The following is a 12,010-nucleotide window of genomic DNA, read 5'->3' on the forward strand; positions in this document are numbered from 1 at the left end:
CTCCTAGATCGCCAGCAGCAGATGCTCCGGATCGGCCAGCAGCAGCCGGGTGACGACTCCGAGCCCGGTGCGCAACTCGCTTTCGGTGGTCGAGCCGAGCGAAATGCGCACCGCCGGTTGCCATGGTCCCTCCGCGATGCGGAAGGAAGCGCCGGGCGCGATGGCCACGCTTTGCAGGCGCGCCTGCGCGACGAATCCTTCCTCGGCGCGGCCATCCGGCAGCGGCAGCCAGATATGCAGGCCATCGCGATGGGCGCGGAAGGCAATCCCCTCCAGCGCCTCGGCGGCGATGGCGAGGCGGCGGCGCACGGCCTCGCGCTGCCAGCGCACCAGCTCCATGGCGGTGCCGTCGCTCACCCATTTGGTGGCGATCTCGGCCACCATGGGTGTCGCCATCCAGTTCGTCACCAGATGCCGGTTGGCGGCGGCCGTGACGTAGCGGTCCGGCACGGCCAGATAGCCGATGCGCAGGCCCGGCACGGTGATCTTGCTGAACGAGGTGACGTAGAGCGTGCGCTCCGGCGCGAAATGGGCGACGGGCGGGGCGCGATCCTCGACCAGCGGGCCGAGCACGTCGTTCTCGATGATGGCGATGTCGTGCCGGCGCGCCACTTCGGCCAGTTGCGAGCGGCGCACCGAACCCATCAGCGATGCCGTGGGATTGATGACCGAAGGCTGCACGAACACGGCGCGGATGCTGCTCTGGCGGCAGGCCGCATCGAGCGCCTCGGGCACGATGCCCTCGTCGTCGATGGGCAGCCCTTCCAGGTTGAAGCCGAGATAGCGCGCCAGCGGCACCAGCGTGTGATGACCGATGGCCTCGGCGGCCACGGTGGAACCGGGCGGGGCGACGCTCATCAAGGCCACAGTCATGCCCCCGGTGGCGCCGTTGGTCAGCGTGACGTTCTGCGGCGAGACCTCCAGTCCGCAGGCGCGCAGCCATTCCACTGCGACGGCGCGGTGGCGGGGAAACACCATGTTGGGGCGGAACGACAGCGCCGAGCTGGCCGGCAGTTCCCCCGCCAGCCAGGCCAGCCCCTGTTTCAGCCGTTCCAGATGCATCGGCTCGCACACCGGCTTGAGGATCGACAGATCGATGACCTCACCGGGCCGCTCGGGCAGATAGGGCGGGTCGGGTTCGCGGCGCTGGGTCTGCACGAAGCTGCCGCGGCCGATTTCCCCGACGACGAGGTCGCGCCTGATCAGCTCCTCATAGGCGCGGCTCACCGTCTGCACCGAAAGCCCCAGCTCGTCGGCCAGCGCCCTGTGGGTGGGCAGGCGCTCGCCATTTCTGAGCCGGCCGTCATGGATGGCGCGAGCGAACTGGTCGGCCAGCGACAGATAGGCAGGGCGGCGGATCAGGGCCGGGTCGGGGCGCCATTGTGTCATGACTTCATTAGAGATCGAAATCAGTTCAATTGACAATCGAAATCATTCGCCATCATGGTGCGGTCGCAGCACGAAACCGGAACGCCATGGCCGCCACGAAGCTAGACGCCACAGACCTGAAGATCCTCGACGCGATCCAGCGCGACGGGCGCATCACCAAGCTGAAGCTCGCCGAGCAGGCAGGGCTGTCGCCAACACCGTGCTGGATGCGGCTGGCGCGGCTGGAAAAGGCCGGCATCGTCACCGGTTATCACGCCCGCATCGCCGTGCGCGCGATCGCGCCCGTCACCAGCGTTCTGGTGGAAGTGACGCTCGCCAATCACCGGCAGGCGGACTTCGACCGTTTCGAACGGGTGGTGCGCGATACGCCCGAAATCGTCGCCTGCTGGTCGGTCGGCGGTGGCGTCGACTACCTGCTCAAGGTGATGACACGCGACATCGACGCCTATCAGCGCCTGATCGATTCGCTGCTCGAACGCGAAATCGGCATCGACCGCTATTTCACCTACATCGTCACCAAGACCGTCAAGGACGACACGGTGCTGCCCCTGGCTGAACTGGCCGGCCCGGCCGGCTAGAGCATTTTGCAGTCAGACGGAATCGTCCGACGTCGCATAAATGCGGCTGAGACAAACAGATGGAGCGGACGCCCGGATTTATCCGGACGTCCGCCGCTCTAAGCGCTGGCAGAGACATCGCGCGTCATCCGGGCATGAAATAGAGACTTTCTCCATGCCGCCCGGCCGGAACGGACCCTTTCTCCCCTCTCCCTGCCTAGACTGCTCCCGTCACAGGGAGGCCCCGCCATGTCCGCGCATTTTTCCCGCCAGCAGCGCCACGAGGCGCTCGACCGTCTCGTCGACCGGCGGCTTTACCGCGAACTCGCCTATGTCGGCGGCCACTGGACGGCCAGCGCGGCGGCCCGCAGCTTCGAGGTCACGGACCCGGCCAGCGGCGCGACACTGGCCTTCGTGGCGGCGCTGGACGAAGGGCAGACCGCAGACGCCATATCGGCGGCGCACCGGGCTTTTCCCTCATGGCGCGCCCTGCTGCCGCAGGAGCGCTCGCGCCTGCTGCGCGCCTGGTACGAACTGATCGTCGCCGCCAGGGAAGACCTCGCCTTGCTGATGACGCTCGAACAGGGCAAGCCGCTCAGGGAGGCGCGGGGCGAGATCGACTATGCCGCTTCCTTCGTCGAATGGTATGCGGAAGAAGCCAAACGGCTGAACGTGGAAGGCGTGACCAGCCATCTGCCCGGCGCGGAGATGGCGGTGCGGCGCGAGCCGCTCGGCGTCGTCGGCGTGGTGACGCCGTGGAACTTCCCGTCCGCCATGCTGACGCGCAAGGCCGCCGCAGCGTTGGCCGCCGGCTGCACCATCGTGGCGCATCCCTCCTCGCAAACGCCGCTGTCGGCGCTGGCGCTGGCCGAGCTTGGCGAACGTGCCGGTCTGCCGGCGGGCGTGTTCAACATCCTCACCGGCGCGGCGGCGCCGGTTGTCGGCACGCTGTGCGCGGACAGCCGCGTGCGGGCGCTGAGCTTCACCGGCTCGACCGAGATCGGGCGGAGGATCGCGGCCCAATGCGCGCCAACCGTGAAGCGGCTGGTGATGGAACTGGGCGGCCATGCGCCGCTGATCGTCTTCGCGGATGCCGATCCGGAGCGCGCCGCGCAGATCGCGCTCGACGCCAAATTCGCCACGTCCGGGCAGGACTGCCTTGCCGCCAACCGCATCTATGTGGAGCGGCCTCTGTACGACGCCTTCTGCGCGGCTTTCGCCCGCCGCATCGCGGCGCTGAAGGTGGCGGAGGGGCTTGCCCCCGGCGCGGACATCGGCCCGCTGATGCATGAGCGGGCCATCGCCAAGGTCGAGGAGCAGGTCGCCGACGCACTGGCGCGCGGGGCGCAGCTTGTCTGCGGCGGATCACGCCATGAGGCCGGGCCGCTGTTCTTCCAGCCGACGCTGCTGGCCGGCGTGCCCGACGATGCGCTCATCATGCGCGAGGAAACCTTCGGGCCGGTCGCCGCCGTCACCGCTTTCGATCACGAGGACGAGGTCGTCGCGCGCGCCAATGACACCGAATATGGCCTCGTTGCCTATGTGGTGACGGAGAACGGCGCCCGGCAGCGCCGCATGGCCAATGCGCTGGACTATGGCATGGTCGCCATCAACCGCGTCAGGATCACCGGCGCGCCGGTTCCCTTCGGCGGCGTCAAGCAATCCGGGCTCGGCCGTGAAGGCTCCCGCCACGGGATCGAGGTCTTCACGGACCTCAAATATATCTGCCTCGACCTGGCATGAGCCGGCCGGCGCAATCTGCAAAGGAGAACATGATGCTCGACAAGTCCAACGAACTCGCCGCCTGGGATCGCGACCACTTCTTCCACCCGTCCACCCATATGGGCATGCACGCGCGCGGCGAGACGCCGAACCGCATCATGGCCGGCGGCGAGGGCGTGACGGTGTGGGACACCGACGGCAGGAAGAGCATCGATGCCTTTGCCGGGCTCTATTGCGTCAATGTCGGCTATGGCCGCCAGAAGATCGCCGACGCCATTGCCGGGCAGGCCAAGGAGCTCGCCTATTATCACGCCTATGTCGGCCACGGCACCGATGCCTCGATACGGCTGGCCAAGATGATCATCGACCGTGCGCCGCAAGGCATGAGCCGCGTCTATTTCGGCCTGTCGGGCTCGGACGCCAACGAAACCAACATCAAGCTGATCTGGTACTACAACAATGTGCTCGGCCGGCCCGAGAAGAAGAAGATCATCTCGCGCTGGCGCGGCTATCACGGCTCGGGCGTCATGACCGGCTCGCTGACCGGTCTCGCCGCATTCCACAACGCCTTCGACCTGCCGCGCGCCCCGATCCTGCATACCGAAGCGCCCTATTATTTCCGCCGTGAGGATCGCTCGCTGTCGCAAGAACAATTCTCGCAATATTGCGCCGACAGGCTGGAAGAGCTGATCCTCGCCGAAGGGCCGGACACCGTCGCCGCCTTCATCGGCGAGCCGGTTCTGGGCACCGGCGGCATCGTGCCGCCGCCTGCCGGCTACTGGCCGAAGATTCAGGCGGTGCTCGACAAATACGACATCCTGCTCGTCGCCGACGAGGTGGTGACCGGCTTCGGGCGGCTGGGCTCGATGTTCGGGTCCGACCATTACGGCATGAGGCCCGACCTCATCACCATCGCCAAGGGGCTGACCTCGGCCTATGCGCCGCTCTCCGGCGTCGTCGTCGGCGAGAAGATGTGGGAAGGACTGGTCAAGGGTTCCGACGCGCTCGGCCCCATCGGCCATGGCTGGACCTATTCCGCCCATCCGATCTGTGCCGCGGCCGGCGTCGCCAATCTGGAACTGATCGACGAACTCGATCTGGTGACCAACGCCGGCGAAGTCGGCCACTGGTTCAGGGATGCGCTGCAACAGGCTCTCGGCGGGCACCCGAATGTCGGCGAGGTACGCGGCGAAGGTCTGCTGGCGGCGGTCGAATTCGTCAAGGATCGTGACGACCGTACCTTCTTCGATGCCGCCGACAAGATCGGCCCGCAGGTGGCGGCGGCCTTGGCCGAGCGCGGCGTCCTCGGCCGGGCGATGCCGCAGGGCGACATCCTTGGCTTCGCCCCGCCGCTCTGCCTGACGAAGGAGGAGGCCGACACCATCGTCGCAAAGACAGCGGATGCGGTGAAGAGCGTGCTGGGCTGAGTTTCCGACTCCGACAATATCCCTTGCGGCAAACGGGCATGACCGAAATGACAAAACCTCCCCTCCCCCAGACCATGGCGGCCGTCCTGCTGACCGGCCATGGCGGGCTCGGCAAGCTCGTCTACCGCACCGATGTTCCCGTGCCGAAACCCGCGCCCGGCGAGGTGCTGGTGAAAGTCACCGCCTGCGGCATGAACAACACCGACGTGTGGGTGCGTGAAGGCGCCTATGGCACGGAGGAGGATGCCGCCGCCGTCTCCACATGGCGCCGGCAGGGCAACACGCTGACCTTCCCGCGCATACAGGGCGCCGACACCGTGGGGACCATCGTCGCCACAGGCGAAGGCGTTCCTTCGCACCGCATCGGAGAGCGGGTGATGGTGGACTTCTCCATCTACAACCGCGACGACGATTCTCTGGCCGACATCGACTATATGGGCCATGGCCGCGACGGCGGCTATGCAGAGTATCAGGCGGTGCCGGCCGAGAACGCCCATGCCGTCGACACCGATCTGACCGACATCGAACTGGCCACCTTCTGCTGCGCCTACCTTACCGGCGAGCACATGCTGGAGCGTGCCGGGCTGAAGCAGGGCGAGCGCGTGCTGGTGACGGGCGCGTCCGGCGGTGTCGGCTCGGGCATCGTGCAGCTTGCCCGCGCCCGTGGCGCCATTCCCTATGCCGTGGCCGGCAAGGGAAAGGAACAGGCCATTCTCGACATCGGCGCGGAAAAGGTCGTCACGCGCGGCGTTGCCGACCTGCCGGAAGCGGTTGCCGAAGCCACCGGGGGGCGGCCGATCGACGTGGTGGCCGATCTGGTCGGCGGGCCGATGTTCAACGACCTGTTGCGCATCCTGCGCCCGGAAGGGCGCTACACCACCGCCGGCGCCATCGCCGGGCCGGTCGTGCAGCTCGACCTGCGAACCATGTATCTGAAGCAGTTGCAGCTTCATGGCTCCTCTCAAGGGACGCGCAAGGATTTCCGGCGTCTGGTGCGCTATATCGAGGAAGGCAAGATCCGGCCTCTGGTGGGCGGTGTTTACCGGCTGTCGGATTTCCACCGCGCCCAATCGGATTTCATGAAGAAGGCATTCGTCGGCAAGCTGGTCGTCGTTCCCGATGCCGTCCACACTCCTGACGGAATTGCCAAAGATTGAAAGGGATACTGGCGCAACACCTGATTGTTGCCAGCAGGATTCTTCGGCTGTGGCATGCCGGTGATGATCACGCCACCGATGGACTGATTTATCGCAGCCTGCAACTTCGGCCGCAGGCTCAAGGCGCTGAAGGGCCTCACACTTTATGAATTCATCTGCAAGCGATGGACTTCGGAGCCGGATCGGTTCAGCATCGATCCAACCCACCAAATGCCGGGACTGAGCAACTAGCGCGGATCAGGCGCCGACGCTGCCGGTCGTCCCGGCAACGGGCGGCTTCAGGCCGTTGCCTCTGTCCTTCGCGATGCCGTCGAGGCTGGTGATGCCGCACAGCGCCGCGGCGGCATCCAGCTCGGCAGCGAGCAGCCGCAGGAAGACGGCCAGCCCTTCCTCCCCGTCTGCGGCCAGGGCATAGGCGTAGGCGCGCCCGAGCAGGCAGGCATCCGCGCCGTTCTGCAGCGCCTTCAGCACGTCGCCGCCGCGCCGGATGCCGCCGTCGAACAGGATGTCGGCCCTGCCGGAAACGGCTTCCGCGACTTCGGGCAGCGCGCGGATCGTGGAGCGGGCGCCGTCGAGCTGGCGGCCGCCGTGGTTCGACACGACCACGGCATCCGCGCCGCAATCCACGGCGATGCGGGCGTCCTGCGCACACAGTATGCCCTTCACCACCAGCCGCCCGCGCCAGCGGGCGCGCAGCCAGCCGAGGCCGCTGCGGTCGAAGGCCGGGTCGATCTGCCCGGCGAGGAAGGCGGCCTGCTCGAGATAGGTGCCGCCGGCCTCGGGCCAGCCCTCGGCCAGCATCATGGCCGGCAGGCCGTGGCGCAGCCGTTCCACGCACCAGTGCGGATGGCTGGCGAGATCGGCCAGGATGCGCAGGTCCGGCCGGGTGATGCGCCGCAGCCCGTTGCGCAGGTCGCGCTCGCGGATGCCGGAAACGGCGGTGTCCACGGTCACGAACAGCGTGCCGAAGCCGGCGCCTGCAACGCGCTCCAGTATCGCCCCGGTGCGTCCCCTGTCCTTCAGCACGTAAAGCTGGAAGGCGTCGCTGCCCGATCCGTGCGGAAGGTCTTCCGGCCGGGTCACGGCAAAGGAAGAGAGGCATGCGGAAACGCCGGCGCGAAAGGCGGCCGCTTCGCTGCCGGCGCGGAACAGGCCGAGCGAGCCGACGGGGCCGAGCATGACCGGCATGGCATGGCGGACGCCGAGAAAAGTGGCGTCAAGCGAGCGGGAGGAGACGTCGCGCAGCGCGCGCGGTTCGAGGCCGGTTTGCGCCAGATCGGCGATATTGGCGGCCATGGTGGTTTCGCCGCTGGCACCCCCATCCAGATAGTCGAAGAGGATGCGCGGCAGGCGTCGTTGGGCGGCGCGGCGAAAATCCTCGCAGGACGCGAACCGCGCCAGCCGGTTGCCCGCCGTCACCGCATGGCTTCCCGCGCCGCCTTCAGAACCGCGCCGGAGTGCAGCAGATCCGTCACCGCATGCAGGCGCGGATAAAGCACCTTGTCGCGCTCGAGGTGATCGATCGGGCGGCCGTCGGTGGCTGCGCTGGCGCGCAGCAGCTCCAGCACCGCGCGGCTGGCGGGGGCGAGCGCGTCGGCGCCCAGCTTGCGTTCAGCCAGCCGCAGCTCCAGGGCCTGCGCCGCCATCAGCACCTCGATGGCCACGACGTTCTCGATGTTCTTCACCACCTGCCTGGCGTGCCTGCCGGCATTGTTGGCCATCGACACGTGGTCTTCCTGGTTGGAACAGGTGGGGATGGAATCGACGCTGTCGGGATGCGCCAGCGTCTTGCAGTCCGAGACGAGCGCGGCCGCCAGATATTGCGGCAGCATGTAGCCGCAATCCATGCCCACATGCTCGCTTGCAACCAGCATGTCCGGCAGCCCCCGGTTCAGCGTGCCGTCGTTCAGGCGGAACAGCCGCCGTTCGGCGATGTTGCCGATCTCGGTGACGACGATGGACAGGAAGTCGGCGGCGAAGGCGATGTACTCGGCATGGAAATTGCCGCCGGAAACGGCTTTCAGGCTTCGTCCGGGCAGCTTGTCGGCGAAGATGAGCGGGTTGTCGGTCGCGGCGTTGATCTCCGTTTCCACTATCCCGCGCACGAAACGCAGCGTGTCGCGCACCGGACCCAGCACCTGCGGCGTGCAGCGCAGCGAATAGGCATCCTGCGGCGGCTGGCGTTCGGGATCGCGGCCGATGCCGCCGTCGATGAGGGTGCTGCCGTCGAGCAGCGCGCGGATGTTGGCAGCACTTTCGATCTGGCCGGCATGGCCGCGCGCCTCGTGCAGTTCGGGAATGAAGGCGTCGCCGAAGCCCATCAGCGCCTCGATCGACATGGCTGCCGCAACCTCGGCCGTGGCCAGCAGGTTCTCGGCATCGGCCAGCGCCAGCGCCGTCTGCGCGGTGGAGAAGGACGTGCCGTTGAGCAGCGCCAGCCCTTCCTTGGCGCCGAGCACGATGCGCCCGATGCCGGCCGCTTCCATCGCGGCGACGCCGGACATCAGTTCGCCGCGATGGCGCGCCATGCCGCTGTCGAGCACTTCCTCGCCGGCCTCGTCACGGGACATGACCAGCGCCACATGGGCAAGCGGGATGAGATCGCCGCTGGCGCCGAGCGAGCCATATTCGGGCACAGCGGGGATCACGTCACGCGCCAGCATGTCGAGAATGGTCTCGACCACCACGTCGCGCACGGCGGAATAGCCGCGCGTGAGGCTGGCGGCGCGGATCAGCATGGCCGCGCGCACCACCTCGTCATCGAGATGCCGGCCGACGCCGGCGGCGTTCGAGATCACCAGCCGCCGCGACAGGTCGCGCGCCTGCGCCGAGGTCCTGAACGCCTGCCGGCCGGAAAGCGAGCCGAACCCGGTATTGATGGAATAGATCGCCTGCGCCGGCTCGCCCCGGTCCATCCGGGCCGACAGCTCCGCCACCCAGTCCGCGCTCGGCCGCATCGCGGCGCGCGCCGCGTCGGAGAGGTCCACAGGCCGGCCGTGACGCGCCACCGCCATGAGGTCGTCGAGGGTTACGGCTTCCGGGCCGAGTTGCAGCGCCTTGCCCATTTCTATGTCCTCTCCTGAATTTCACGCCATGCCGCCGCTGCGGCGAGAACGGCGGCCGTATCGGCATCGTTGCCGGTGGTGATGCGCACGCCTTCGTCGGCGAAGCAGCGCACCGCGATGCCCGCATCCCTGAAATGCGCGGTGAGCGCCGCGGCCTGCCCGCCAACGGCAAGCCACAGGAAATTGGCCCGCGATTGCGCGACCGGGAAACCCAGCGCGCACAGGCCGGACGCCATGCGCCCGCGCTGACTGGCGTTGTTCTGCGCCCGCGCCTCCACCGCTTCGGGAGCCTCCAGGGCGGCCAGTGCCGCGGCAACCACCGGGGCGGGCAGCGGGAACGGCGGGGCCACGGCATGCAGGGCGTTGACGATCCGCGGGTCGGCCAGACAGTAGCCTGCACGCAACCCGGCAAGGCCCCACGCCTTGGAGAAGGTGCGCAGGATCACGAGATTGCCATGGCGCGTGAGACGCCGGGCCGGCGAGACCGCGACGGTGCCGGCGTCATCGGCATAGTCGGCATAGGCTTCGTCGAGCACCACGAGCACATGGGCCGGCAAGGCCGCGATCAGGGCGTCCAGTTCGTCGGCATCGAGCGCCGTGCCGGTCGGATTGTTGGGGTTGCACAGGATCGCCACCCGGCAGCCGGCCCCCACGGCGTTGCATATCGCCGCCGGATCGGCGCGGTGCTCGTTGTCGAGCGGCACCTCGACCAGTCGCGCGCCGGCCAGGCCGGCAATGATCGGATAGGCTTCGTAGGAGCGCCACGGCACGACGATCTCGTCGCCCGGATCGCACCATGCGCGCACGATCTGGTCGAGCAGGACGATCGAGCCGGCGGCGACCGCGACCATGTCCGCGCCGACGCCATGGCGGCGCGCCAGAGCTTCGGCCAGCGCCTCGCCGCGCAGGTCGGGATAGCGGTTGCCTCCCGACAATGCGGCCATCGCTGCCTCCACCACGGCGGGCGACGGCCCTTCCGGGGCCTCGTTGGAGCCGAGACGGTGGCGGAACGCCTGCCCCTGCCCCGCCCGCCCCCTGCCGTAGCCCGGCAGGCCGTCGAGCCTGCCGCTGGCAGGCGGCACCCGTGTATCGACATCTGTCATCGCCGGATCTCAGAAGAGCCTGGAAGGCAGCCAGGTGGCGATGCCCGGCATGAAGTAGACGATCATGACGGCCAGCAGTTGCAGACCCACGAAAGGTACCGCGCCCAGCCAGATCGCCTGCGTCGTCACGGAAGCGGGAGCGACGGAGCGAAGATAGGCCAGCGTGTAGCCTACGGGCGGGGTGAGGAATGAGGTCTGCATCACCATGGCCACCAGCGTGCCGAACCAGATCGGGTCCACGCCACCTGCGAGGATCGGAGGTCCCACCACCGGAATGGCAATGATGGTGATCTCGACATAATCGAGGAACATGCCGAGGAAGAACATCAGAACCAGAACCGCGATCAGCGCGCCGTTCGGGCCGCCGGGAACGGCGTCCAGCATCCGCTCGATGCGCACGTCGCCGCCCAGCCCCCGGAATACCAGGGAAAACAGCGTGGCTCCGATCACGATGGTGAAGATCATCGCGGTGGTGCGTGCCGTCGAGCTCATGGAAGCCCACAGGATGCGGTCACGGAACAGTTCGACCCAGATCACCGCAAGCGAAAGGAATGAGATGAGGGCCACGACACCGGCGAACTTCAGCATGTTCTGGTCAAAGGCGCTGGCATTGGGACGTCCGAGGCGCAGATCGTAGCGCGCCGCCAGAAAGAACAGCAGCGCCACGCCGGCGACCGCCACCCAGGTTGCCCAGCGGTTGCGCCCGCTGCGCATTCCCGCAAGGATGGTCGCGCCCACGGCGCCTACAGCCGCCCCTTCGGTCGCGGTGGCCACGCCGCCGAGGATGGAGCCCAGCACGGCGATGATTAGGGCCAGCGGCGGAAACAGCACTTTGAACACGTCTTTTGCGCCCAGCCTGCCATTCCCGTCCCGCTCGTCCACCGCCGCCGCCTCGCGCGGCAGGGCAGGGCAGAGCTCGGGGCGGATGTAGCCGATGAAGAGCTGATAGAGGATATAGATGCCGACGAGCATCAGGCCCGGCAACAGCGCACCGGAGAACAGTTCGCCGACACTGACTGTCTTGGCGGCGAAATTGCCCATCTTGTGCTGTGCCTGCTGATAGGCCGAGGCGAGAACCTCACCCATGATGATGATCACCGTCGAGGGCGGGATGATCTGGCCGAGCGTGCCGGCCGAGCAGATGACGCCGCTCGAATAGGCGGGGCCGTAGCCATAGCGCAGCATCACGGGAAGCGCCATGAGCCCCATCGTCACGGTGGTGGCTCCGACGATTCCGGTCGAGGCGGCCAGAAGCGCGCCAACCAGCGTCACCGAGATTCCCAGCCCTCCGCGCACGCCGCCGAACAGCGCGCCCATGGTGCGCAGAAGATCCTCGGCTATGCGCGAGCGTTCGAGCACCATTCCCATGAAGATGAAGAGCGGAATGGCGATGAGCGTCTCGGAGATCATCGTGTTGAAGACGCGTGTCGGCAGGGCGCCGATCAGGTTGAAGTTGAGAACGCCCAGATACCAGCCGATGACGGCGAAGACGGCGGCGGTGCCGGCCAGCACGAAGGCGATCGGGGCTCCGGTCATTACCGCGACGCACAGCGCCGCGAACATGAGAAGATCAAGCGGCAGGCTTTCCAT

At 67.6% G+C, this 12,010-nt stretch carries 9 protein-coding genes and 1 pseudogene; 5 read left to right on the forward strand and 5 right to left on the reverse strand.

Features of this window, described 5'->3' with window-relative positions:
- Positions 1–3: 3 nt before the first annotated feature.
- Positions 4–1,389: a MocR-like ectoine utilization transcription factor EhuR gene (gene ehuR, locus DES43_RS07385; RefSeq protein WP_035026926.1), complete on the reverse strand. Its 1,386-nt coding sequence runs from the start codon at positions 1,387–1,389 to the stop codon at positions 4–6.
- 86 nt (positions 1,390–1,475) lie between these two features.
- Here ehuR and DES43_RS07390 point away from each other — a divergent pair, with 86 nt between their 5' ends.
- The 5 genes and pseudogenes from DES43_RS07390 to DES43_RS07410 form a co-directional block, all read left to right on the forward strand.
- Complete coding sequence (locus DES43_RS07390) at positions 1,476–1,967, forward strand: Lrp/AsnC family transcriptional regulator (RefSeq protein ID WP_035026924.1); 492 nt, start codon at positions 1,476–1,478, stop codon at positions 1,965–1,967.
- Positions 1,968–2,195: 228 nt separating this feature from the next.
- Positions 2,196–3,689 (forward strand): NAD-dependent succinate-semialdehyde dehydrogenase, encoded by a 1,494-nt coding sequence (locus DES43_RS07395; protein ID WP_035026923.1) that lies wholly within the window; start codon positions 2,196–2,198, stop codon positions 3,687–3,689.
- A gap of 32 nt (positions 3,690–3,721) precedes the next feature.
- Positions 3,722–5,095, forward strand: coding sequence for an aspartate aminotransferase family protein (locus DES43_RS07400; RefSeq protein WP_035027077.1), 1,374 nt, complete (start codon positions 3,722–3,724; stop codon positions 5,093–5,095).
- A gap of 38 nt (positions 5,096–5,133) precedes the next feature.
- Positions 5,134–6,252, forward strand: coding sequence for an alcohol dehydrogenase family protein (locus DES43_RS07405; RefSeq protein ID WP_035026922.1), 1,119 nt, complete (start codon positions 5,134–5,136; stop codon positions 6,250–6,252).
- 87 nt (positions 6,253–6,339) lie between these two features.
- Positions 6,340–6,483 (forward strand): annotated as a pseudogene (locus tag DES43_RS07410) (IS481 family transposase); the annotation flags it as partial.
- Positions 6,484–6,489: 6 nt separating this feature from the next.
- Here the strand turns inward: DES43_RS07410 and DES43_RS07415 are convergent.
- From DES43_RS07415 to DES43_RS07430, 4 genes are read right to left on the reverse strand one after another with little or no spacing between them, the layout of a single operon-like run.
- The gene (locus tag DES43_RS07415) at positions 6,490–7,671 is read right to left on the reverse strand and encodes an alpha-hydroxy acid oxidase (RefSeq protein WP_245264708.1); all 1,182 of its coding nucleotides are present in this window, start codon (positions 7,669–7,671) and stop codon (positions 6,490–6,492) included.
- On the reverse strand, positions 7,668–9,317 hold the full coding sequence (locus tag DES43_RS07420) for an HAL/PAL/TAL family ammonia-lyase (protein ID WP_035026921.1): 1,650 nt from the start codon (positions 9,315–9,317) through the stop codon (positions 7,668–7,670). The genes DES43_RS07415 and DES43_RS07420 overlap by 4 nt, the downstream gene beginning before the upstream one ends.
- Positions 9,318–9,319: 2 nt before the next feature.
- Positions 9,320–10,420, reverse strand: a complete 1,101-nt coding sequence (locus DES43_RS07425) for a pyridoxal phosphate-dependent aminotransferase (RefSeq protein ID WP_051520571.1) — start codon at positions 10,418–10,420, stop codon at positions 9,320–9,322.
- A 9-nt stretch (positions 10,421–10,429) separates the two neighbouring features.
- The gene (locus tag DES43_RS07430) at positions 10,430–12,010 is read right to left on the reverse strand and encodes a TRAP transporter large permease (protein ID WP_035026919.1); all 1,581 of its coding nucleotides are present in this window, start codon (positions 12,008–12,010) and stop codon (positions 10,430–10,432) included.

Origin of the sequence: Aquamicrobium defluvii (assembly GCF_004363725.1) — a bacterium.
GTDB lineage: Bacteria > Pseudomonadota > Alphaproteobacteria > Rhizobiales > Rhizobiaceae > Mesorhizobium > Mesorhizobium defluvii.

Bases quoted from the DNA above. Each gene is read 5' to 3' on its own strand.
- DES43_RS07420 (WP_035026921.1), bottom strand. From the start codon at position 9,317: ATGGGCAAGGCGCTGCAACTCGGCCCGGAAGCCGTAACCCTCGACGAC.
- ehuR (WP_035026926.1), bottom strand. From the start codon at position 1,389: ATGACACAATGGCGCCCCGACCCGGCCCTGATCCGCCGCCCTGCCTAT.
- DES43_RS07430 (WP_035026919.1), bottom strand. From the start codon at position 12,010: ATGGAAAGCCTGCCGCTTGATCTTCTCATGTTCGCGGCGCTGTGCGTC.
- DES43_RS07405 (WP_035026922.1), top strand. From the start codon at position 5,134: ATGACCGAAATGACAAAACCTCCCCTCCCCCAGACCATGGCGGCCGTC.
- DES43_RS07400 (WP_035027077.1), top strand. From the start codon at position 3,722: ATGCTCGACAAGTCCAACGAACTCGCCGCCTGGGATCGCGACCACTTC.
- DES43_RS07390 (WP_035026924.1), top strand. From the start codon at position 1,476: ATGGCCGCCACGAAGCTAGACGCCACAGACCTGAAGATCCTCGACGCG.
- DES43_RS07395 (WP_035026923.1), top strand. From the start codon at position 2,196: ATGTCCGCGCATTTTTCCCGCCAGCAGCGCCACGAGGCGCTCGACCGT.
- DES43_RS07425 (WP_051520571.1), bottom strand. From the start codon at position 10,420: ATGACAGATGTCGATACACGGGTGCCGCCTGCCAGCGGCAGGCTCGAC.